At 44.0% G+C, this 23,225-nt stretch carries 18 protein-coding genes; 14 read left to right on the top strand and 4 right to left on the bottom strand.

The annotated features are described in order from the left end of the window. The 3 genes from lspA to ACSFC1_RS05490 are packed head-to-tail and all read left to right on the top strand — an operon-like array spanning position 1 to position 3,867. Positions 1-444 carry a signal peptidase II gene (gene lspA / locus ACSFC1_RS05500; RefSeq protein WP_435565115.1) on the top strand — a complete coding sequence of 148 codons (444 nt, stop codon included), beginning with the start codon at positions 1-3 and terminating at the stop codon, positions 442-444. Then, complete coding sequence (locus ACSFC1_RS05495) at positions 419-1,336, top strand: RluA family pseudouridine synthase (protein ID WP_435565114.1); 918 nt, start codon at positions 419-421, stop codon at positions 1,334-1,336. The genes lspA and ACSFC1_RS05495 overlap by 26 nt, the downstream gene beginning before the upstream one ends. After that, positions 1,333-3,867 (top strand): PHP domain-containing protein, encoded by a 2,535-nt coding sequence (locus ACSFC1_RS05490; RefSeq protein ID WP_435565113.1) that lies wholly within the window; start codon positions 1,333-1,335, stop codon positions 3,865-3,867. The genes ACSFC1_RS05495 and ACSFC1_RS05490 overlap by 4 nt, the downstream gene beginning before the upstream one ends. On the opposite strand, the gene ACSFC1_RS05485 is transcribed toward ACSFC1_RS05490, so the two are convergent. Next, positions 3,864-4,706 carry a DMT family transporter gene (locus ACSFC1_RS05485; protein WP_435565112.1) on the bottom strand — a complete coding sequence of 281 codons (843 nt, stop codon included), beginning with the start codon at positions 4,704-4,706 and terminating at the stop codon, positions 3,864-3,866. The two genes, ACSFC1_RS05490 and ACSFC1_RS05485, sit on opposite strands and share 4 nt — an antisense overlap. Before the next feature lie 178 nt (positions 4,707-4,884). Between ACSFC1_RS05485 and ACSFC1_RS05480 the strand changes: the two genes are divergently transcribed. The 6 genes from ACSFC1_RS05480 to ACSFC1_RS05455 are packed head-to-tail and all read left to right on the top strand — an operon-like array spanning position 4,885 to position 11,159. Beyond that, positions 4,885-5,808, top strand: a complete 924-nt coding sequence (locus tag ACSFC1_RS05480) for a nucleoside hydrolase (protein WP_435565111.1) — start codon at positions 4,885-4,887, stop codon at positions 5,806-5,808. Between the two features lie 3 nt (positions 5,809-5,811). After that, positions 5,812-6,564: a nucleoside phosphorylase gene (locus ACSFC1_RS05475; protein WP_435565110.1), complete on the top strand. Its 753-nt coding sequence runs from the start codon at positions 5,812-5,814 to the stop codon at positions 6,562-6,564. Then, the gene (locus tag ACSFC1_RS05470) at positions 6,561-7,625 is read left to right on the top strand and encodes a BMP family ABC transporter substrate-binding protein (RefSeq protein WP_435565109.1); all 1,065 of its coding nucleotides are present in this window, start codon (positions 6,561-6,563) and stop codon (positions 7,623-7,625) included. The genes ACSFC1_RS05475 and ACSFC1_RS05470 overlap by 4 nt, the downstream gene beginning before the upstream one ends. 37 nt (positions 7,626-7,662) lie before the next feature. After that, on the top strand, positions 7,663-9,198 hold the full coding sequence (locus tag ACSFC1_RS05465; protein ID WP_435565108.1) for an ABC transporter ATP-binding protein: 1,536 nt from the start codon (positions 7,663-7,665) through the stop codon (positions 9,196-9,198). A gap of 4 nt (positions 9,199-9,202) precedes the next feature. Then, positions 9,203-10,252 (top strand): ABC transporter permease, encoded by a 1,050-nt coding sequence (locus tag ACSFC1_RS05460; RefSeq protein WP_435565107.1) that lies wholly within the window; start codon positions 9,203-9,205, stop codon positions 10,250-10,252. Continuing rightward, complete coding sequence (locus tag ACSFC1_RS05455; RefSeq protein WP_435565106.1) at positions 10,245-11,159, top strand: ABC transporter permease; 915 nt, start codon at positions 10,245-10,247, stop codon at positions 11,157-11,159. The genes ACSFC1_RS05460 and ACSFC1_RS05455 overlap by 8 nt, the downstream gene beginning before the upstream one ends. Here ACSFC1_RS05455 and ACSFC1_RS05450 read toward each other — a convergent pair. The 3 genes from ACSFC1_RS05450 to ACSFC1_RS05440 form a co-directional block, all read right to left on the bottom strand. Beyond that, positions 11,139-11,777, bottom strand: coding sequence for a pseudouridine synthase (locus tag ACSFC1_RS05450; RefSeq protein ID WP_435565105.1), 639 nt, complete (start codon positions 11,775-11,777; stop codon positions 11,139-11,141). The genes ACSFC1_RS05455 and ACSFC1_RS05450 overlap by 21 nt on opposite strands. A gap of 1 nt (position 11,778) precedes the next feature. Continuing rightward, the gene (locus tag ACSFC1_RS05445; protein WP_435565104.1) at positions 11,779-13,845 is read right to left on the bottom strand and encodes an efflux RND transporter permease subunit; all 2,067 of its coding nucleotides are present in this window, start codon (positions 13,843-13,845) and stop codon (positions 11,779-11,781) included. A gap of 322 nt (positions 13,846-14,167) precedes the next feature. After that, positions 14,168-16,168 carry a prolyl oligopeptidase family serine peptidase gene (locus tag ACSFC1_RS05440; protein WP_435565103.1) on the bottom strand — a complete coding sequence of 667 codons (2,001 nt, stop codon included), beginning with the start codon at positions 16,166-16,168 and terminating at the stop codon, positions 14,168-14,170. 953 nt (positions 16,169-17,121) lie between these two features. On the opposite strand from ACSFC1_RS05440, the gene ACSFC1_RS05435 reads away from it, so the two are divergent. From ACSFC1_RS05435 to ACSFC1_RS05415, 5 genes are all read left to right on the top strand, one after another. Continuing rightward, the gene (locus tag ACSFC1_RS05435) at positions 17,122-18,390 is read left to right on the top strand and encodes a TrpB-like pyridoxal phosphate-dependent enzyme (RefSeq protein ID WP_435565102.1); all 1,269 of its coding nucleotides are present in this window, start codon (positions 17,122-17,124) and stop codon (positions 18,388-18,390) included. A gap of 138 nt (positions 18,391-18,528) precedes the next feature. Next, positions 18,529-19,593 carry a hypothetical protein gene (locus ACSFC1_RS05430; protein WP_435565101.1) on the top strand — a complete coding sequence of 355 codons (1,065 nt, stop codon included), beginning with the start codon at positions 18,529-18,531 and terminating at the stop codon, positions 19,591-19,593. A gap of 63 nt (positions 19,594-19,656) precedes the next feature. Further along, positions 19,657-20,325, top strand: a complete 669-nt coding sequence (locus tag ACSFC1_RS05425; RefSeq protein WP_435565100.1) for a hypothetical protein — start codon at positions 19,657-19,659, stop codon at positions 20,323-20,325. Between the two features lie 102 nt (positions 20,326-20,427). Beyond that, positions 20,428-22,059 carry a BACON domain-containing protein gene (locus ACSFC1_RS05420; protein WP_435565993.1) on the top strand — a complete coding sequence of 544 codons (1,632 nt, stop codon included), beginning with the start codon at positions 20,428-20,430 and terminating at the stop codon, positions 22,057-22,059. Further along, positions 22,056-23,216 (top strand): type II secretion system protein GspD, encoded by a 1,161-nt coding sequence (locus tag ACSFC1_RS05415; RefSeq protein ID WP_435565099.1) that lies wholly within the window; start codon positions 22,056-22,058, stop codon positions 23,214-23,216. Before ACSFC1_RS05420 ends, ACSFC1_RS05415 begins: the two co-directional genes overlap by 4 nt. Positions 23,217-23,225: the final 9 nt, after the last annotated feature.

Genomic DNA, 23,225 nt, shown 5'->3' with positions numbered 1-23,225 from the left:
ATGTTCTGGGTAACCTTTGTGATTTTGATGGACCAACTTTCAAAAATGTTGGTAGAAAACTTTCTCTTTCAGCCTTTCTTTGCTATTCCAGGTGTTTTGTGGTTCACCTATACGAGGAACACGGGTATCGTCTTTGGTCTTTTTTCAAAGTCTCCTTGGGTGCTCTGGGTTACCTTTGCCGTTACACTCGCACTCTCAGTTGTATCAAGCTTCACAAAAGGTTCGACTCTCACGAAAGCAGGGCTTCAGATGATCGTTGGCGGAGCAACTGGTAATATCATCGATCGTTTCAGATTTGGCTACGTTGTTGATTTCATAAACCTTCGCTATTTTCCTGCCATCTTCAATATTGCAGATTTGTTCATCACTATTGGCGGGGTATTGATAGTGCTAAGTCTCCTGATGGGAGAGAAAAAAGTTGAAAGTCACGGTGAACAAAGGTGAATCGGAACAAAGACTTGATCTCTACTTATTACAGAAGATCCCTGCGAAGATCTCCAGAAGTTTTGTACAGAAAGCCATCAAAGAGGGGAAGGTAACTGTCAACGGGAAACCTCAAAAGCCCAGTTACAAAGTCAAACCACAAGATGTGATAGTCATTCCAGACCCAGAACCTGCTATGCCGATCATGGTTGAACCACAACAGATAGAACTCAAGATTCTTTACGAAGATTCTGATATAGTTGTGATCAACAAACCAGCTGGTATGATTGTTCACCCAATTCCTTCACACACCAGTGGTACGCTTGTAAACGCACTGTTATACCACTGCAGAGATCTTCAGGGCATTGGAGGCCAGCTCAGACCAGGTATCGTTCACAGATTGGACAAGGACACCTCAGGAGTCATAGTCGTTGCGAAGAACGATCTGGCACACCAGAGTCTCTCACATCAATTCAAAGAGAGAAAGACTTTCAAAATGTACTTGGCACTTGTAGAGGGTTTCGTCGAGAGATCTCAAGGTGATGTCCAAATTGCAATAGCCAGACATCCTGTTCTGAGAACAAAGATGTCTGTGAATGAATCTGGTAGAGTTGCAATAACACATTACGAAGTCATAAAGCATTTCGGGAAGACTGCATCGCTTATCGCTGCTTATCCGAAAACCGGTCGTACCCATCAGATAAGAGTTCACATGAAGTACATAGGTCACCCCATTCTCGGTGACAAACTCTACGGTAAAGGATCACTCGCAGTAAGACAGATGCTCCACGCAACAAAACTTGGGTTTTATCATCCAAGAACTGAGAAATGGATGCAGTTCACTGCCCCAATACCAGATGATTTCAAATCGATGTTGGTGAAGTTATCAAACGAGGCAGTGACTCTCAAATGATACCGTGTGTTGTTTCCCCTTATTCTTTTGATGGTTCCATAATACGATTAGAGCAAGTTGTCGAGAAAACCAAATCGATCGGATTGAAATCGCTTCTTTTAGCAGATACAAACTTCCATGGCACAGTAACTTTCAACAACCTCTGTCGTCGAAATGGAATCATACCTGTTCACGGACTGAGAGTTGGTACAAAGGTTTTTTACGCAAGAAATCGCGAGGAATTTGAAGAACTGGTGAAGGCTTATAACAGATCAGAAGAACCGAAACTCGATTTTCTGAAAATCGATGAAATCAAGTTGATATACTACCTGAACGACTCTCAGCTCGATGGTCACATAGCTATGTGCCAAATTCAGCAAAGTCCCATCAAGTCTGGCTCATCATTTGATGGAGCCTTCGAAGATGCTGCTTTAATCCTTGGTTGTACATCCTACGATTTGCGAGTGGAAATGAAATTGCCACAACCAAAGAAGGATTGGCTGAAAGGCTGCGCAGAACTGGCAAGAACTCCTGAGCACAGAAAAAGGTTTGAAGAAGAACTCAAAGTGATCGAGAAACTCGGTTTTGAATCTTACTTTTACACCGTCAAGAGGATAGTTGATATTGCCAGATCGCTGAATGTGGAAATCGGTCCTGGAAGGGGAAGCGCCGTTGGCTCGGTAATAGCATACATACTGGGAATAACAAAGATAGATCCCATAAAATATGATCTGATCTTTGAAAGATTCCTCAACGAATTCAGAAAAGAAATGCCTGACATCGATATAGATGTTGAAGACGAAAAGCGACCTTTGCTGATCGAAAGTCTATCCCAACATTTTCCTTTTTTTGCACTGATCTCTACTTTTTCAACACTTTCAGAAAAATCAATTCTCAACGAAATGAATCGACTGAGACAAACTCCTTCCAACAAAGTGATCGAATTGCTCAAGGGTTTGCCAATCCACAGGAGTATACATGCTGCAGGTGTAGTTATAGCGGGTGAGCCAGTGAACCTGCCTTTTGTTCCGAGTTCAAAACCTTTCGTTCTCGAATACGATATGCAAAGTCTTGAAGAGATTGGTGTGACGAAGATAGACATTCTCGGCTTGACAACGCTCTCGCTGTTATCACAGATGAAAAAGAATCTTGAACTTCATGAAATACCAATGAGTGATCGATCGACCTATCACACCATATCAAGTGGAAGAACACTTGGGATCTTCCAACTTGAGCGAGAGTTTGCAAGAACACTGTGTAGGCAAATCAGACCAGAAAGCATTGAGGAACTCTCGGTGTTGCTTGCGATGAACAGACCTGGGCCACTACTGGCAAAACTCAATCATGTCTACGCTCGCAGAAAGAGATCTTGCGACAGTTCTGAAAGACTTAATCTGTTTCAAGACACTTTTGATGTGATCATATATCAGGAACAGATAATGAAACTCGCTATGAGTTTGGCTGGAATGTCACCAGCCGAATCTGATCTTTTCAGAATGGCGATCTCCCAAAAGGACAGAGAAGCCATGAGAGCTGCCATAGAACAGCTCAAAGCAAAGGTGATTCAGCGAGGTTTCGACATATCCTTCGCTGATCGCTTGTCCAGCACTATAGAGCAGTTCTCCGCATATGCCTTCAACAAATCTCACAGTATTGCCTACGCGACTATCAGTTATGAACTCGCGTATATCAAAACCCACTTTCCAAAGGTTTTCTTCAAGTACTACATAGACGAACAAGCCAGCGACAAGAAGAAGATATTTCAAGCGATTCAAGAACTTCGTCTGCGCGGTTTCGAGGTACTCTGCCCAAGTGTGAACACCGTTGAAGTGAAAGAAAACCAATTCCAACTACCTCTTTCAATTATAACGGGTGTGGGTCCATCGGTCGAACAGATGTGTGCCGCTAAATCACCATTCAGCAGTATCGATGATTTTGCGAGAAAGATCTCTCTGCCCATCTCCACCATTCAGAGATTGGTGAATGCAGGTGCCTTTGATTGTATCTATTCGTCACGAGCAGAATCTTTAAAGGCTTTCAACAGCTTTCAAAAAGGCTATGATCCTTCGTTGTCTGAAATATCAAAGGTCTTTGGAAAACTCAGTGAACAAAAGCCACTTCAGATAACTGAAGTTGATATAGCAAATCTTGAAGAACAAGTCTATGGCTTTCCTCTGACTCCTTTAGTAGTCTTCTTAGAAAAGAGATATGCTCCCCTCGGTGAAGTATTTTGTTCATCAAGAATTCTTCCTGTGGCAGTCAAAGTGCAGTCCGGTTATGCCAGCGATGGTATGACGATATGCAAGGTGGATGAAAAACTCTCAGATGGTGAGTATTTGATAATCTTTGGAATCAACGGCAAAGCCTTGAAGTTCTACAAACTCAGCGAAGCCAAATCAGTGCTCTACGAAGTCAGTGGTTGTTTCGACGAAAAAGACTTTGAAGAAGCTTCACCAAATGAGTCTGTAAAGGTTACCTTGATGGGCAAGAAGGTATTCATTGAATCTGCAAGACCCCTAACAGATACTTATAGAGTACTTGTTGTCAATTAAGTCCTTTGTCTTAGCGAACTGAAAAACCAAACAATACCGATCAGCGAGAGGACCAGCCCAACGTACTGAGCGGTAGTTGCAGATTCCGCGAAGATCATCCACGACCACAGTATACTCAGTACCGGTTCTCCAACCAGAGCCATTGATACAACCCCTGTTGGGAAATGCTTCAAAGAGTTGTTTATCATCACATAACCGAAAAAAGAACAACCAACACCAAGTCCAATGAACAACAACCAATCTCTTGGTGAAAACCTACTGAACACTTTGTCAGAGCTGAGTAAGAAGAGTATCACTGTTGCAACTGAATAACTTCTGAAATTGAATACGATCGTTCCAACTCTCGGTATCATGTACCTACCTATGAGCAGAAAACCGCATACGAACAACACACCTATGACCGAAAGGAGATCACCCTTTGAAAAACTCAGAGAACTCCTTGCATCGAGTACAGTCATCTGTACAACGCCAATGATCACCAATACAGTAGAGAGTATCTGCCGAAGATTTAGCCTTTCGTGGTAGATATAAGCGGCAAGAACAGAGGTAACAAAAGGTTGCAGCATCAACGGTACCACCGCACCTGCAAGTGTTGTGTGGCTGAAGGATTGAATCCAAAAATAGAAATGCATTGCGAGAAAAAAACCGGAGATTGAAAACAACAGTTCCTCTTTTATTCTGTATTTGACCATCCTTGCCTTCATTGCACACAAATAGCATAGAAAGGCGAAAAACACTCTGAAAAAAGATATCGCATTGGCTGAAGCAGTGCTGGCCTTTATCATGATGCCAGAGAACGAGACAACCACTATTCCTAAGAACAGAACCAGAGTGTGCAAGATGATTCCTCCTCTGAAAGAGATTCTATCTCAGTGATGGTCCGACTATCTCTTCAGTTATACTTTTCCAAGATAAATGGTAAACTTGAAAAATCAGAGGAGATAATATGACTATACTTTTGCAGAAACTGGTAGAATTGGAATGACAAAACCTTTTGTGGGAAAAGGAGGCATTCCTGTGCGCATTATACTCGATTGTGACCCTGGACATGACGACGCCTTTGCACTGCTTTTGGCTGCTGCATCGAAAGAGATCGAATTGCTCGGTGTTACCACGGTTGTTGGAAACTCTTACCTTGAAAACACCACAAGAAATGCCAGAACCGTCCTCGATCTGTTCGATATCGATCTTCCTGTCTTTGCTGGCTGTGACAAACCTCTCCTGAGAAACACAGTTGTAGCTCCAAACATTCATGGGAGCTCTGGACTTGATGGTGCAGACCTTCCTTCGGCAAAACGCCCGATCGAAAAACTTCACGCAGTTGAGTTCATGGCACAGACGTTGGAAAGATACTCTGATGTAACTCTCGTCCCCACCGGACCACTGACCAACATCGCACTCTTCATGTTACGTTATCCTCATTTGGTGAAGAGAATAAAGGAAATTGTGCTAATGGGTGGAGGAATCGCATTCGGAAATGTAACTCCTGCAGCGGAGTTCAACATATTCGCTGATCCAGAAGCGGCGAAGATAGTCTTCAAATCGGGTGTACCTATAGTCATGGCTCCACTCGATTTGACGCATCAGGTGATTGTCACCGATAAAGAGGTCAACAGAATGAGGCAGATGGGCGAAAAGTTCAACTTACTCGCTGATCTGCTGATCTTCTTCAAATCGACTTACAAAAAGGTCTTCGGCATTGAAGGAGTACCTCTGCATGATCCATGCACAGTGATGTACCTATTGCATCCAGAACTTTTCGAAGCGAAGGATTACTATGTTGACGTTGAAACAAAAGGAGAGTTGACCTACGGGCAAACCGTTGTTGACTTATGGCACAGTTCAGGTAGATCACCAAACGCCAAAGTGCTGTTGAAAGCCGATAAAGAAAGGTTTTTCAATATCTTCTTTGAAAAACTCCAAAACTTGAAGGAGGTTTGAACAATGGTCGATCCAAGGTATCACATAAGGGTTAATCCAGATGACGTAGGCAAATACGTCATCGTTGTAGGAGACAGAGGCAGGGTTGAAAGGGTGGCAAAGTACTTTGATAAACCAGTCAAAGTCGGGGATAATCGTGAGTATCTCACTTACACTGGTTATCTGAAGGGTGAAAAGGTCAGTGTAATGTCAACGGGTATGGGCGCACCGGCGATGGCAATTGGTATAGAAGAACTCGCTACAACAAATGCAAAGGTTGTAATACGCGTAGGCACTACTGGTGCACTTCAAAAGTCTTTGAAGCTCGGTGACAGCGTGATTGTAAACGCGGCTGTAAGGATGGATGGAACGACTTCTCAGTACATCATTCCTGAGTTTCCAGCCGTAGCGGACTTTCAAACAGTAGACGCTTTGGTCAAAGCCGCAAGGCAGATAAACAATCCCTTCCATGTAGGTACAGTTCTGTCGACAGATTCGTACTATGGACGAGCCTTTGATGTTGAAAGACACAGATATCTTGAGGGGCAGCTCATCAAAGCAGGAGTACTCGCCGTAGAGATGGAGATAGGGGCACTCTACATCACTGGCACGATAAAAGGGTTGAGGACTGGAGCAGTCCTGACTGTGCGCGAAGAACTGACTGAAGCCGGTGAGTATCTGCAGGCAGGGGAGAAGTTCGAAAGAGGCTTGGAAAACTCCATAAAGATAGCCGTAAAGGCTATAGAAATTCTCATTGAGGGAGGTGTTGTTGGATGAAAAAGCTTCTGGTGATTTTGTTGGTAACTCTCGCACTTTTGAGTTTTGCAAAACCGTTGAAGGTTGCTCTGCTGTTGAATGGAACTCTCGGCGACAAATCTTTCTTCGATTCCGCTGGTAGAGGAATCGAATTAGCGATCAAGCAGCTTGGGATTCAGGGGAAGATCATCGAGGCTTCTTACAAACAGGAGAACTGGAGACCTTATTTGGAAGACCTTTCAGATCAAGATTACGACATAATAGTAGTCGGAACTTGGCAGATGCAAGAGATACTTGAAGAGATCGCACCTATGAACCCTGATAAGAAATACTTCATCTTTGATACTTCTGTTGACTACAGTAAGCCGGGTTTGAAGAACGTCTATTCAATACTCTACAAGCAAAACGAAGGTTCATTCCTAATGGGAGCACTTGCCGCAATGGTTACAACCTCGGGTATGCCAAAGACGAACGCAGAACCAATCATTGGTTTCTTGGGCGGCATGGATATTCCTGTGATCAACGATTTCTTGGTTGGCTATATTGAGGGTGCAAAGTACATCAATCCTAACATCAAAGTTCTAATATCATACGTTGGATCTTTCAATGATCCTGCGAAGGGTAAAGAACTCAGTCTGGCGATGTACCGTCAGGGTGCCGACGTCATCTTCAACGTTGCTGGAAACACTGGTATAGGATTACTCGAAGCAGCCAAGGAAGCCGATCGCTGGGCAATTGGTGTGGACTCCGATCAGGCTCTGATATACGAAGAAACCGATAAAGAAATAGCAAAGCGCATTCTCACTTCTATGATGAAAAACGTTGACAACTCGATCTTGAGAGGCTTGAAGCTGCACCTCGAAGGTAAATTGGTCTACGGCAAAGCCGAAGCCCTTGGAATAGCAGAGGGTGGAGTCGGTGTTGCAGACAACAGATATTACAGAGAAAATGTCCCAGAGAACATCAGAAACAAGATAAAAGAGATCGAAGAGAAGATAATCAAAGGCGATATCAAAGTTGGTACAGTGTTCGGCATGTCTCAAGAAGATTTGAATAAACTCAGAGCGAGCGTGAGACCCTGAGGGAGCGCCTGCTCCCTCTTCTTAATGGGGGTTCAAGATGAAGGCGATCGAGGCTGTTGAAATAACAAAGGTCTACCCAAATGGAGTCGTAGCGAACAGGAATGTGAATCTGTCCGTCGAAGAGGGTGAAGTCCACGCAATCGTTGGAGAAAACGGCGCCGGTAAGACAACTCTGATGAAGATCTTCTTTGGTATGGAGAAACCAACGAGTGGTGAGATCAGAGTCTTTGGCAGACCAGTTCACATAAGTTCACCAAAAGAGGCAATAGCTCTTGGCATCGGAATGGTTCATCAGCATTTCATGCTCGTACCATCTTTCAGCGTTGCCGAGAACATCATGCTCGGTATCGAGCCGAAGAAAGGCTTTTTCTCCATCGATTTCAAGAAAATGGAAGAGATTATAGGTGATTACGCGAAACAATTGAACTTTGATGTACCGATTTGGGAGAAGGTTTTGGATCTTCCCGTCGGTGTGAAACAGAGAATAGAGATCTTAAAAGCCCTTGTGAGAGGTGCAAAGATACTGATACTCGACGAACCATCTTCGGTTCTCACACCTCAAGAGGTGGACGATCTCTTCGAGGTTCTCAGAAAACTTGTGAAGAATGGTCTAACGGTGATCTTCATAACCCACAAGCTAAATGAAGTGAAACAGATAGCCGACAGAATAACGGTCATGAGGAATGCCCAAGTTGTGGGAACATATGATAACAGAAACATCACAGAGATGCAGATAGTCGAATTGATGATCGGAAGAAAATTCGAGTATGACATAAAAAGAGAAAGAAGAGAGCCAGGAGAGGTCGTTCTAACTGTTAGAGATCTTGATTATTTTCGCGAAGACGGTGCACACGTACTGAAAGATGTGAGTTTTTCTCTCAGATCTGGTGAAATACTCGCGATAGCTGGCTTGGAAGGTAATGGTCAGAAAGAGCTCGTAGAGATACTAACAGGTCTCAGAGAGAAAGCCAAAGGTGAAATCTTGCTGAATGGTGAAAAGGTGCTGGGTCAACATCCTTGGCATTTGAGAAAAAAGGGCATCGCGCACATCCCAGAGGACAGAATCGAGGTAGGCTGTGCTCTTGACCTTTCTATAGCAGAGAATCTCATATCTGACAGATATCACTCTCAGCCATTCTCAGGCAAACTCGTTTACAGAAAGAGTCAGGTTATCGATTTTGGCAAGAAGGTGCTCAGAGAGTACAACATCAAGGCTAAGAGCCCACACACCATGGTCAGAATGCTTTCGGGTGGGAACATGCAAAAGGTTGTAGTCGCTCGTGAAATGACAAACCACGCTCAAGTGATAATAGCCAATCAGCCTACCCATGGAATCGATGTCGCTTCGAGCGAGTTCATAAGAAAGAAGTTGATTGAAGCTCGAGACAACGGCAGGGCGGTGCTTCTGATTTCCACTGACCTTCAAGAGGTTCTCCAAATCGCTGACAGAATACTCGTCCTATACAAAGGCGAGATAGTGGCTCATCTGAAAAATGAAGATCTCAATGAAACGGAACTTGGATACTACATGCTCGGTGTGAAACGTCAAGAGAAGATACAAGGGAGTCTGTGAGAGTATGAAGAGAACTCTTGCCATTCTCGAGTTAGTGAGGTTTGTCATAACCGTTGGCATAGCATTGCTGATCGGCTATCTCTTTCTTCTCTTCAGTACTGATGAACCTATGGAAGCTTTCAAACTGTTCCTGACAGGACCTTTGACAACGCAACGCAGATTTGTCGAGTTTCTGAACAACTCAGTGCCTTTGATGATGACTGGTCTTGCGCTGTCTTTGGTCTTCCAGGCTAAGATCTTCAATATCGGTGCCGAGGGGCAGTTGTTTTTTGGTGCCTTTGGTGCGATGATCTTTGCGCTGTACTTTCCACAGACACCATGGTTACATATCTTGGTTGTCTTGTTTGGCGCAGCGCTTTTTGGAGCTCTATGGGCTTTTGTCCCCGCTTTCTTGAAGACTAAGTGGAAGGCAAGCGAACTTGTTTCATCTCTTATGATGAACTACATCTCGTACTTTTTCGTTCTGTTCCTCGTGAACAATTTCTTTCGCGATAAAACAGCCGGTGCACTGGTATCGTACAGATTTCCCCAAAGTGCTTGGCTTTCAACACTAACTCGTTTCAGGTTGAACAGTGGCATCTTCATATCGGTTGCATTGGCGATCGTTGTTGGTCTGATCGTCTACAGGACCAAATGGGGTTACCAGATCAGAGCAACCGGAGCCAACAAGAAATTCAGTCTCTACAGTGGAATAAAGACGTCGATGGTCGGTTTCTGGGTACAACTTCTATCTGGTGCAGTAGCTGGTCTTGCAGGGGGAATTGAATTGACAGCGATGTACCGACGGTTTGTATGGCAGTCCTTACCTGGTTATGGCTTCGATGGTATCATAGTGGCTATACTCGCGAGGAACAATCCTTTCTTGGTCATACTTAGTGCGCTTTTCATTGCCTATCTGCGCATCGGTGCCAACATCATGGGTCGAACCACTGGTGTTGCACCTGAGATCGTCGTGGTTTTGCAGAGTCTGATGATTCTGTTGATAACTGCAGAAGCTCTACTTGAGAGATTCAAACAAAGAGCGATTACCAAAGAGGCGATGAAAAATGAGTGATTTCCTCAACCCACAGTTTTGGTACAGCGTCATAAGAGTTTCCACACCATTGCTGTTTGGAGTCATGGCGGCTCTGTTGAGTTCGATCACAGGAACGATCAATATAGGTATCGAAGGCATGATGCTCATGTCTGCTTTCTGGGGGACGATAATTGCTTCGCTCGCACAGAATCCTTGGTTGGGTCTTTTGGCAGGCATAGCCTCCTCAACGATGATGGCAGTAATACTTGCATACTTTCATCTGAAGCTGAAAACAGATTTGGTCATAGGTGGAGTTGCACTGAATTTGCTTTCCTCAGGTCTCACAGTTTTTCTGCTCTACCTCATCACCGGAGACAAAGGCTCATCTGCTTCACTCAAGAGTGCCGTGATCCCAAGGCTGGATATCCCGTTCCTGAAGGACTTACCCTTTGTTGGTAGGGTGTTGAGTGGTCATAACGTCTTGACTTATATAGCCATAATCTCTGTTTTTGTTGTTCATTATTTGGTGAAAAAGACTCCGCTTGGCATCAGAATGAGAGCCGTTGGAGAAAACCCCGGTGCCGCTGTATCGGTTGGTATCTCGGTCCACAGAATGAAGTTTCTCTCGCTGATTCTCAGTGGTATCTTCGCAGGTTTCGGTGGGGCATTTCTCTCGATGGGTTATGTTTCTTGGTTTGCAAGGGATATGACTTCTGGAAGAGGTTTCATAGCGATTGCCGCACAAGCTCTCGGTGGAAGTTCAGCACTCTTTGGAGCCTTTGGTGCCATATTGTTTGGTATTGCCGAAGCTTCTGGAATAACCCTGCAATCGCTGAGAATACCTTCAGAGATCACCAACATGTTGCCATTTATTCTAACACTGATCGTCCTCGTCATCTATGCAAGATCAAGGGTGCGATCTCATTCAAGGATTCAAGAACAATAGCTTTATTTCCTGTTCGGAGAGTTCTCGAAACTCTCCGAACCTCAGATTACCCAAAGTTATGTTGCCTATTCTGATCCTCTGTATCTTTGTGTATTTCAAATCCAAGGCTTTCATCATCTTCTTGACTTGGTGGTATTTACCTTCCCTGATTGTCAGACTGAGCAGACCAGGAGTTAGCAGCCTTATCTTCGCAGGTTTAAATCTTTCAACTCCAACTTCCAAACCCTCGCTCACAGCTTGTATCTTATGTGATGTCAACTCTCCTTCAAAGTGCACGAGGTATTCCTTTTCAACGTGCCACTTTGGACTTATGATTCTGTGAATGAAACTTCCGTCATTAGAAAGAATCAGCAGTCCTTCGACATCCTTGTCCAACCTTCCAGCTACCTGAAGTTCATCGGAGTATGGATGATCGATTAAGTCATAGATGGAAGCCTCATCTTCAGTTCTATCGCTCACATACCCAGCCGGCTTGTTGAAGACAAGGTAAACTTTTCTGTGTGGCTTAACGACTGTGCCTGAAAGTTGCACCAAGTCTTTATCACAAATGTGATATGCTTCATCCTTTACAACGATACCGTTCACCGTTACAGAACCAGACCTTATCAGCTTTTTCACTTCACTCCTTGTTCCCACCTTCGCGTTTGACAAGAACCTGTCCAGCCTCAACCCTCTTCACCAGCCTTTGCATGATGAGTGGCTCAGAGAATATAGTGAAAGACACACCAAAGGCTATTCCCAGAGCCAGCAATAGCGACACATCTCTGAATAAAGCAAGTTTTGAGAGAGACATCAGAGAAAACCCAGCAATTAAGCCAAGTGCATTTGTGAGAACAGGCATGCCGATGTTTGTAATCGTTTTTGATATGTCTCTCGTCAATCTCAAATCGTGTGCAAGGTGTATAGAATAGTCTACCACAAGACCAACTAAGATACTGGCTACAATCGAAGTTGCGATATCTAATCTGAGTTTCATCAAATACATGAATACAAAGTTGAACAACGCAGTCAGAAAGACCGGTACAGCCACGGTGACAGAAAGCGACATATTTCTAAAGGCAATTAGAATCGCGAGAAATATCAAGATCAAAGAGGTGAACAAACTTTGGAGCTGGCTTTTGAGAATCTGTGAATTTATTTGATCGACTATGAAAGATGTACTTGCCAAGGTGAAGCGATACTCTGTGAACTCTTTCAAGGCGTCGTTCATTCTCTCTTTCACCTTTCCAGCTTGTCTGTACGCATCATCGGTGATATTGGCGACTATTCTTACCGTCTTACCGTCGGCTATGAAATAACTTATCGCCGGCTGGACTCTTGAGAGCATCGCAAGAGTCGGAATCGGATATGAGATTGGAAATTGCACAGAAGTGACACCTTCTACTGCATCGATCCTTTGGAGTATTTGCCTAATTCTCTCACTGTCTTTCACGGTGAAAAAGCTCTCCTTTTCTATCATTATGTACACCGGCTCACGGTAAGAGAACTGTTCGGTGAGTATCTTCATAGCTCTGCCAATCTCGCTGTTCTTCGAAAAATAAGAAGCTTGATCCATGCCGATCTGTATGCGAGGCAAAAGGAATGGTGTCATCACAGCTACCAAAAGAACTGCAAAGATCAGTATTTTTCCAATAACCTGATTTTTCAGCTTGAAGGTGAAGGTGTTGGAATACTGTTTTTTCTCGTTGTAATAGAGTTCATAACCAGCCGTGAAAATCATGAGAAAGATCAAGCCAAGACCAGATGAAACCATCAGACCCAGTTGTCTGAACGCCGTTATCTTCACAAACAGAAAAGACAGAAAACCAATAGCTGTAGTGAACATAGAAAAGAATATCGGGCGAAACATTTTCTTGCGCACATCTTTTCCAAAGCGCACAACTCCGTTGTAAAAGTGTAGCCCATAAGCAGAACCTATTACGAGAAGAAAGCTGACGCACATCACAGTCATAACGTTGAGTTCTACACCCAACAGAGCCGAGAACCCATAGACTATGACTGTAGCGAGTAAGGGTATGAAAAGCGAAAGGAGACTCGCCTTTAAAGAACGTGTTTGCAGCCAGAAGACAACGAGTATTGCCAAGAACATCAACGCTGGGTAGACCAAAATCTGTTTTATGATCTCGCTGAAAAGACTGTCGTTTATGACAATTTGTCCAAAAACAAGCGGTGAGTATTTCTGATAGTTTTTCAGTACACTCTCTATTCTGCGCAAAATGGGTCTGGCATCCTCAGTTGGTTGAAGCATACAGTTCAACAGAATGTACTTTCCATCCTCTGAGATGAGTGATTTTGCTTCAGGATCTTTTGTTATTCTTTCATCGATCGTTCTTCCGTTGAAATAAGGTGTTCTAAAGGTGTAATTCAGAACACTCAGGACAGTTTTCAGACCTTCTAATTTGAGCAACTCTTCTTGAAGTTTCACAAGTTCACTGACATCTTCTTCCCGAAAGAAGGTATCCTCTGATTGCAGGATCAAAACAACCTGAGTGCCGTCTGAGAATCTTTCAGAAACCCTCAGCAAAGCCCTCAAATCTTCGTTGTCGATCTGTTGTATCGTTAGACCTGGCTCATAACCGGGAAGAAAAACGATGTAATCCGCGTTGATCTTACCTTTGAAAAAGGCAAATGCCCCAAAGATCAAAGAAAGAAGCAAGAACAAAACCGTTGCTCGATATCTTTTCATCTTTATCCTCCAGTTGTCAAAATAGAATCTTCGTGCAGATTATATCGTTAAATAATTTAACTGTCAAGGTATTTTATCAATAAGATATAGTAACGGTTTCAGAGCATAAGTACCTTTCATCATATACGAGCGCAACAGACCCCATCATCTGCATGATGGAACAACTCTACTTTGACTACCTTTCCATATCGCTTCGTCGGCATTACTCCTCAAGCAGTAAGCCTTCTTAGTGCTGTTTAAACCTGCACGAAAGATCCTGAAGTTTTAACAGCACTCCAGGATTTCATGATTTGTCTAAGGTAGCCCGATAGAGCTGTGGTTTTTAAACTGGGGTAGTCGACTTCAAGTGCTTGTCGAACCATTCTGTTATCTCTTTGAGCCTTCTGAGTCTGTGTTTTGGTTTTCCACTTCTGCTCAGTTCGTGGTTTTCTCCCTTGAAGATCACCAACTTTGATTCAACCCCATGGTACTTCAAAGCTGTGAACATCTGAATGGCTTCAACCAACCAGCACCTGTAATCTTCATCTGAATGAATGAAGAGGGTGGGTGTCTTCACTCTGTCGGCGTATTTCATCGGCGAATGCCACCACAGTTTTTCAAAATCACTCCAAGGTGTTGCAAGATGTTGGTCTTCTACGAAGAAATAGCCTATGTCTGTTGTGCCAAACTTTGAAATCCAGTTGGCTATACTTCTCTGCGAAACAGCCGCTCTGAAACGATCTGTGTGACCTATGATCCAGTTGGTCATATACCCGCCGTAAGAACCACCAGTCACACCAATTCTGCCCCTATCGATGAAAGGATATCTCTCAATCGCTTCGTCGACAAATCTCATAAGGTCATCGTAGTCAACGGTGCCGTACCTTCCCCTTATGTCCGCAAACTCATTTCCCCTGCCGTCACTACCACGCGGGTTTGTGTAAAGTACTACATACCCCTCGTTTGCCCACAACTGCATCTCGTGGAAGAAAACCTCACCATAGACTGTCTTTGGACCACCGTGGATATCCAGTATCGCTGGGTACTTCTTTGTCGAATCAAACTCAGCAGGTTTCATAATCCAACCTTCCAGGACTGTGCCGTCATTGGACAGAAAGGTGAATCTCTCGGGCTTTACAACACTCTTTTCTCTGCTAATCCGTTCGTTGAAAACACTCAATTGCTTTTCGCCACCTTCATGCAGTTCGTAGAGTTCTTGAAGTTTCATCTCTCTCAAACCAACAAAGATCACCCTGCCTTCGTGAACATCAAAGCCATCTATCGAACCTTTGTCCGCAGTGAGTCTTTCTATCTTTCCGTCAAGATCGATTCTGTTGAGATATGAACTGTGCCATTGAGTTGAGAGGAAGTACAGATACTTTCCATCGGTCTTGCTCGTTCGGTTAGCTCCGTACCGGCAGTCAGAGTTCACACTGTTGTGCAGGCTGAGATCAAGATCAGGAGTAAGAACTCTCACTTCGTGTGTCTCTGGATCAAGGGTGTAGAACTTTGGATTCTCGTTGATGCCGTATCTTTTCATATTCGTCCCAGCAAAAACAATAGATTCTCCCAGGAAATAACAGAAAACATAATCGAATGGATCTTCGTGTGTCAATTTAGAAAGTCTCTTTTTCTCGATATCGTAAATGTAAAGATCTGAACGTATCTCCATTTTGTCTTTGAAGGTATTACCCACGAACAACACTTGCTTAGTCGCTTTGTTCGCCGAAAAATGTTCGACATTTGTCAACTCATCGCTGATGGGTGTGAGTTCATTTTTGTCTAACTCAAACAAATACAATCTGATTCTCTTCTTGTTCGTGAATCCACTGCCATTGGACCAGAATGGTATTTCATCAACAACATGATAATCTTTTTCCTCTTTTTGCCTTTTCAAAAACTCTTCTCTCTTTTCACACTCAAAATTCATATCCTTCTCAAAGATCGCCGTTAAGACGAAAGAGTTTTCCGAAAGTGCCTCTATCTGTTTCACCAGCAATGGTACTTCAAAAGCTCTCTGTGCTTCACCACCTGAGATCTTTATTCTGTAGAAAACTGAGAGAGGTTCACCTGCTTCTTTACGTTCTTTGTCCTTCTTTTCTCTTATAGTCGGGAACAATACAGTTTCTTCATCAATCCAAATGAACGAACTCTCTTGAAAGCCAGTGGTGAGCTCTGTGAATCTACCGCTTGCCAGTTCGTAGGTCCAAATTGATGAAAGATATCGATTTTCTTCAAAATCGCTGCGATGAAGTACAAAGCCAAGATGCCTACCATCTGGAGAAAAGTTGAGGTTCGACAAATATTTGTAGCCGAAAAAATCATCGATCTTCAGTTTTTCCACAGTCTTTCCCCCTTTTGTTCGCATAGAGTAACATTTCAATTTTACCACTCTTATAGCCGCGATCGGATTGCAGGAAGATATTAGATACCACTAAGTTCCAAAAACCTCATCAGCAGCCTTGATGGTTTGGAAAATACACTCTTTTTCAGTTTCTAAATGATTTTTCATAACTCTTATTACTTGGAGGGATCGTATATTATATAGTGGAAAAACTCACCCGGGGAGTTCCACCAAAGGCACCTTCGTAAAGTTGGGATAGGTCTAAGGTGTTGGGAAAACCAAACTCGATGATCTATATATATAAGGAAATACCCGGGTAAGAACTTGATCGTCAGTGAGCTAAAAAGACTTTAATAAGTCAGACAGTTTCTCAAGATCAAAAGGTGATACACAAGAAGACCATCGAGTCTGTGTAAAGATTAAAACCAGTATTAGAGAGTTGAAGCTTGTTGAATCGATCCTCTTCAATGACAAATTCGAACTTTTCTTAACGTTCTCAAGTGAAATGGCAAAAGTATCCTTGAGAAAATCCTTTTACAAGGAAATTGAAGACCTTCTTGATCTGAAAGACTTCATTCTCATTGAACATCTTTCCAAAGGATAGTCGTTCCTGTGTTGTAGTTCTGAGCAGTGATTGTCCCAAAATAATCCCTACCGTCATAGATCATCAATCATTCCACAGTACCCAGTCTCTCTTCCAGTTCCTTTTCCCAGAGTGTTCTGAATGAAAACTTGACTTTGTTCTCCTTTGGGTGTACAATTCTGGCAAAGGAGTGTAATAAATTGTTAGTTGTGAAGGTACTTGAATTTGGCAACACGGTTGTGTGCAATCAATGGTGGTGGTACTGCCCCAGTCCGGTGGGGTAGTACCCTTTTGACGTACTGCACTGGATTGGGGCTCTCTTATTCAAGAGAGCCCCTTTTTTATTTCCAAACAATCAGGAGGTGGCTTTATGAGAATCAGGGTGGATTTAAAGGTTGAGGAGATTCCAAGGTACTGGTACAACGTTTTGGCAGACCTGCCTTTCAAACTCGATCCTCCGCTTGATCCAAGGACAAGACAGCCGATTTCACCAGATGCACTGTCTGCTATCTTTCCAATGCCACTGATCGAACAGGAAGTCAGTGACAAACGTGAGATCCCCATTCCAGAGCCAATCCTTGAAGAGTATGCCGTCTTTAGACCGACACCGTTGTTCAGAGCAACTTATCTTGAACAGTTTCTGCAAACGCCAGCGAGGATCTACTACAAGTATGAAGGCGCAAGTCCAACTGGAAGCCATAAGACCAACACAGCTCTCGCACAGGCTTACTACAACAAGATCTTTGGTACCGAAAGACTAGTCACCGAAACAGGTGCAGGTCAGTGGGGAAGTGCTCTGTGCTATTCTGGAATGAAATTCGGTTTAACTGTCAATGTTTTCATGGTGAAGATCAGTTATGAACAAAAACCCATGCGCAAGTATTTGATGAAGCTCTTCGGTGGCGATGTTGTTCCAAGCCCCAGCGATCGAACCAATTTTGGCAGGTCTTTGCTCGAAAAGAACGGCGAGATGCCCGGAAGCTTGGGAATAGCCATTAGTGAGGCAATCGAAGTTGCTCTGTCCGATACAAATACCAAGTACTCACTTGGAAGTGTGCTCAACCACGTGCTCTTGCATCAAACTGTCATAGGTTTGGAAATCAAAAAGCAGTTGAAAGTGCTCAACGAGCAACCAGATGTCGTAATCGGTTGTCACGGTGGAGGTTCAAATTTCGGCGGAACTATCTTGCCTTTCGTACCAGACAAATTGAGCGGAAGAGACATAAAGCTCTTGGCATGCGAACCGACCGCTTGTCCCTCATTGACTCAAGGAAGGTACGAATATGATTATGGTGATACCGCTGGCATGACACCACTCTTAAAGATGTACACACTTGGAAAGGATTTCATCCCTCCAAAGATCCACGCAGGAGGTCTTCGTTACCACGGTGCCGCACCGATCGTTTCGAAGTTGCTGAACGAAAAGCTGATAGAGGCAATCGCGCTTGATCAAGAGGAAGTTTTCGAAGCAGCGAGAGTGTTTGCAAGGTTGGAAGGCATCGTTCCAGCACCTGAAAGTTCCTATGCAATAGCTGGGGCTATCAGAGAAGCAAGAAAAGCAAAAGAAGAAAAAAGACAAAAAGTGATAGTCTTCAACCTCAGTGGTCATGGCTTATTTGATCTGACTGCCTACGTTTAATCTCTCCTTTTGGGTGGGCAGAAGCCCGCCCCTCACCTTTTCTTTCAGCATATTTTTAGCACATTTTTAGCAGATTGTCAGGGTTTTATCAATATTTTTTCAACGTCCTGAGTAGATTCTTAGCAGGAGGTTGTGAGAGTGCATGGATTTCTTAGAAGTAAGAACGATATCAGAAAGTTAATAATAGTTTTGTTCGCTCTCATGACCGCAGTTGCTGTTAGTTATTCGCCAAAGGTATACAAATATGATTCAGTTACGGGTCTTTGGAAAATTGCAAATAGCGATGAATCAGAAATAACGGTTTTCCCACTTTCACAGAATGGGCTCTCAAATGCCCCTGTGTCGTTTCAAATCGAAGGAACAATCGTCTTACAGCCAACCGAAGCTCTGCAAAAAACAGCGATCGATCAATTTGTCACAAAGGCGGGACAGTGGTACTACTATATAGAGTATTTGATAAACATTGCGAACAACAAAGGTTACTTTGGAGTGATCGCAGGTCAAAGGTACAACATAGGAACAACCACTGTCTGGAACGATGACGAAAAGATCTACGTCGAATTTGAGTTGGCTGGCGGTTGGCTTGCAGTTGAATCACAACTGAATATAAGTGACCAGCAGCCAACAGGCAATCAGAATCCAGGGCTCTTTCCCTACAAGATGACTCATAATCCACCAACGAACAGCTACAGATACAGTGTTCCTTACTCAGGCATCTATGAGGCTGGACAAAAGATCTACATCTTGTTTCATCTGTCGGTGAGGAAGAACGGTGATTCTGAAACAGCGTGGGCAGGTGGAGATCCTCCATCGGATATGTGTGTGGCGATATCGAACACTAAGGCACTCTGGTATCTGAGAAAACCCGGTGTCTATGCGACCAATGCATTTCAGATAACGGTGAACGCTTCGAGGCAAGTTGCGATCACCTTCAGCAATTTTGATAACCTTCAGCCACAAGGGGGGATAGGGCTTGAAAGAATAGGTGTTCAGTACGCCCTTGCAAGTGATTTTCCTGATCCTTCTGACTGGACAAACGCCTACGATCTGAACAACAAATCTGTGATCTTGGGTTCTGGTTCGTCTTCCTTGAATCTCTATCAGCTTGTGAATCTGCAGACTCAGTCGTCGGGTATTTACACAAATGTAGGCACGATAACCTTCACGCTCCAGAACACAAAAGTTTACATCGAATCTCGTTGAAGGGAAAAAATCGATAACTTCTACTACAATCTCACCCAAGAGGGTGAAAAGGAGGGAACTTTTATGAGGAAATTGCTTTTGGTGTTAGTGGCTTTACTCGTCGTTTCAGCATTTGCTGTTGAAAATGGACTCAGTCAACTCACGGTCTGGAAGGACGTAGAAGGTGAATGGGTAGCACTGAGCATGACAGATCCGTTTGCAGAGGCAAGAGCATTCAAATCTGGAGCAGCGAATGGATCGTGCAACAAGAAGAACTGGACAGTAGACATTGAGACCGAAGTTCAGGTGGCACAATGGATCAACTGGCAGCTCGATGGAAGAAAATGGACATGGTATGTAAGAAAACCTGGAACCTACATCACTGACTGCATCAGCTTCTTCATTCAGAGCAACGGAGAAATCGTCATCAGCTTCAGTGGTTTTGAAAGCCCAACCTATGCCTCGACTTTCACACACGTGAAAGACACCGTTGACGCATGGTATGGTTACGGTCTGGGCAATCTGCCAGAGGAAATTGAACAGATGGCAAGTGCAGAAGAACTGAATGAGCTTTCTGTTTTCATACCAGACAGTGCAGATTTGCACGAGGGGATCAGCAGAAAACTTTGGAATAAGATCATGGTTGTTGAATGCAACTCGGCATGCAACTACTATGCAAGTGGTACAGTAACTATCACACTGCAGAGGATCAAGCCTTGGATCAACCCAGACACTGGTGGATTCAATTTCTAAGACTCTGAGTTACGAAATTTGAGTTTGAAAGGTTTGCCAAAGTAGGGGGTTATCCCCCTACTGTTTTTAAGAAAAAGATAAGGGGTGAGCACTTTGAAAAAGATGGTTTTATCTTTGATGGTTTTTCTAATCGCAAACTTGGCATTCTCACAGGGAACATTCAACTTGAGACTCGATCCAATGATTCTCACAAAAACAGTCTCTCAGGGTGATAAGTTCAGTTACAACATCTTTCTTGAAAACAGCGATGACTTCAATGCGGTAGGTGTAGAAGTCCTGGTGGCAGACGTAGTGCAAGACATAGAGGGAAGTTACAGTGTCGCACAAGCTGGTAGCACAGCATACTCGGCTGCAAAGTGGATAAAGGTCTCTCCAGCGAAGTTCACCATACAACCGGCAAGTGGGCAGATTATCACCGTCGAAGTGACGGTGCCAAGGGGCACGGTCGGCGGAAGGTATGCAGCGATAGTCTTCAGAATAACGCCCCCATCTCAGAAACCTGAAGTGTTACCAGAGGCTATGGGCATCGCGGCACAGTTTCAGTTCCAACTGCCGAGTTTTCTGGAGCTGATAGTCGAGGCAGGTCGAAAGAGGATAGAAGCGTACGCAACAGAAATCGAAGTTCAGAAGATAAGTGATATCCCATCGCTGGTTGAGATCAAAGAAACGCTCGGCACAGATGCCAATGTCTTCAGTGTGACGGTAGTGAACAAGAGCAACATACACATCGAGGTGACCGGCGAACTCACAATAAAGACAATGGAAGGCAGAACTGTCAGCAAGATACCGCTCGGTGCAGGTAAAGGGATCATTCTACCCGAAGCAAAAGTGAAGATCAGAAGCATCACTCTCCAGCAACTCCCACCAGGAACCTACAGCGCAAAGGGCGTGATCTACTACGGCGGTCATAGACCTGCCATCATAGAGACACAATTTATGGTTGAGGAAGGTGGGGCAAAGATCTCACAGACCAAGGCATCTGAGGCACCAATGTTCTACATTGACCCGGGAAACATAGAGTTAAAGACTCTGCCAGGTACTTTTAGAAGTACTACGGTGGAGATCACCAACAGAGGAGAACAAGCAGCCAACATCACAACTTTCATTTACCCCCTTGAATACGACGCATATGGTGAGATAGTTCCAGTGGAAGAGAGAACAAAGGCTCCTGAATGGGTAGAAGTCAATCCTGGTTCTTTTCAGCTCAAGCCCAACCAAAGCAGGCGGATCAGAATAACAGCCAACCCACCGAAAGAAGCACTTGGAGGTTACTACTTCGATCTGATCTTTTCATCTGCTTCAGAGACGATCAAGACGGAATTTGGAGCAAATCTCTTGGTCTACGTTGGTTCCGACGATACGATTATCAGAAAACTCACGGCAGACTTTCATCTGATACAACTTGCCGAACAGGGACTCGATGTTGATTTAGTGGTTCAGAACACGGGCACTATACACCTGTTGCCTTCGATAACTATTGGCGTGGAGAGGAGAATACCTCCAAAGGAAGAAGAGAGTGGAATTATATTGCCCGCTACAACTCAAAGGCTTGCCAGCGCATCTTATACCGAGGAGACTCCGATCCTCCCGGGAACGGAAAGGTTTTTCGGAGTCACGATACCCATTAAGCTTGAGCCAGGTGAATACGATATCGTTGCCAGGATAGATTTTGGTGCAAATGAGCCAATCTTGCTCAAGAGCACTATTAAGATAGAAGGGGGAGAGGGGAAATGAAAAAACTCATCGCGATCGCCTGTTTTTTGATGGTTGCTGCTATGTTTTTCGCAGAGGAAGAACCACTTGTCTCGAATTTCTTTCAGGACACTTACATACTCGATGCACTCGCAGACATATCTGCTCAAACTGGAGTTCCGATCATTGCAGATACTACGGTCAGCGGCTTTGTAACTATGGAACTGAGTGATGTTCCTTTGGAAAAGGCACTGAAGATGATTTTGATGCCCGGTGGATACACCTTCATAAAGGTAGATGGCTTTTATTTTGTCGGTGCACCAGACCCAAAGAACCCAGCCTTTAGATATCTTGCGCAGACCAAAACCATCAAACCAAATTACATCAAGGTAGATTCGATCAAAAACCTGCTGCCATCTTTTTACGAACCATTCATCAAAATAGACACGCAGAATAATCTGATCACAATCACCGCGCCTGAGCAGATCATAGAAAGATTTGAAGAAGACCTCAAGAAAATGGATCTTCCGGCAAGGCAGGTGAAGATCAGTGTAGTTGTGACCGAAATATCGAAGGATGCCATGACAAACTTGGGATTGGATCAAGTGGGGTACACCTTTGGGGCAAATCAGCAACTCAACGAAGATTGGACGACCGCACTGGGGCTGGTTTCTGGAGTTCTGTCTGTTCAGACAAATGTCTTTGGAACGATTGTAGCCAGAATTCAAGCTCTCGAAGAACAACAAAAAGCCAAGATAAAGGCAGATCCTTGGATCATCGTCCAGGAGAACAAGCCTGCGAGACTCTTTGTAGGACAAAGGGAGATCATCATCATTCAACCAGCTGGAGGGACGGCAACAACCCAAACCATTGATGTGGGCGTTGGACTCGATATCACAGCGAGAGTGGTTGGGGAGAACCAACTGGAGATCTCCGTTGCACCGAATGTGAGTCATTTCACAACGGCTCAAACTACCAGTTCTCTTTCTACCAAGAGGAGCGAACTTTCAACCACACTCTGCATACAGAGTGGTCAAACGGTCGTGATCAGCGGACTGACTGTGGAAAAATCATCGGACTCCTACGTCGGATTTCCCTTTTTGAGTAGCATTCCTATTTTGAGATACTTATTTGGCGTCAAGTCTGACAGTGAGAGCAGCAGAGAACTTGTGATATTTCTGAGCGCAGAAGCACTGTGAGGAAGTGTT

The organism is Pseudothermotoga sp. U03pept (genome assembly GCF_051235805.1).
GTDB lineage: Bacteria > Thermotogota > Thermotogae > Thermotogales > DSM-5069 > Pseudothermotoga_B.
Note: the sequence above shows the minus strand (reverse complement) of the source record. Positions and strands in the feature narration are given on the sequence as shown.

Bases quoted from the DNA above. Each gene is read 5' to 3' on its own strand.
- ACSFC1_RS05420 (WP_435565993.1), top strand. From the start codon at position 20,428: ATGGTTTTATCTTTGATGGTTTTTCTAATCGCAAACTTGGCATTCTCA.
- ACSFC1_RS05455 (WP_435565106.1), top strand. From the start codon at position 10,245: ATGAGTGATTTCCTCAACCCACAGTTTTGGTACAGCGTCATAAGAGTT.
- ACSFC1_RS05470 (WP_435565109.1), top strand. From the start codon at position 6,561: ATGAAAAAGCTTCTGGTGATTTTGTTGGTAACTCTCGCACTTTTGAGT.
- ACSFC1_RS05475 (WP_435565110.1), top strand. From the start codon at position 5,812: ATGGTCGATCCAAGGTATCACATAAGGGTTAATCCAGATGACGTAGGC.
- ACSFC1_RS05460 (WP_435565107.1), top strand. From the start codon at position 9,203: ATGAAGAGAACTCTTGCCATTCTCGAGTTAGTGAGGTTTGTCATAACC.
- lspA (WP_435565115.1), top strand. From the start codon at position 1: ATGTTCTGGGTAACCTTTGTGATTTTGATGGACCAACTTTCAAAAATG.
- ACSFC1_RS05425 (WP_435565100.1), top strand. From the start codon at position 19,657: ATGAGGAAATTGCTTTTGGTGTTAGTGGCTTTACTCGTCGTTTCAGCA.
- ACSFC1_RS05435 (WP_435565102.1), top strand. From the start codon at position 17,122: ATGAGAATCAGGGTGGATTTAAAGGTTGAGGAGATTCCAAGGTACTGG.
- ACSFC1_RS05415 (WP_435565099.1), top strand. From the start codon at position 22,056: ATGAAAAAACTCATCGCGATCGCCTGTTTTTTGATGGTTGCTGCTATG.
- ACSFC1_RS05465 (WP_435565108.1), top strand. From the start codon at position 7,663: ATGAAGGCGATCGAGGCTGTTGAAATAACAAAGGTCTACCCAAATGGA.
- ACSFC1_RS05445 (WP_435565104.1), bottom strand. From the start codon at position 13,845: ATGAAAAGATATCGAGCAACGGTTTTGTTCTTGCTTCTTTCTTTGATC.
- ACSFC1_RS05490 (WP_435565113.1), top strand. From the start codon at position 1,333: ATGATACCGTGTGTTGTTTCCCCTTATTCTTTTGATGGTTCCATAATA.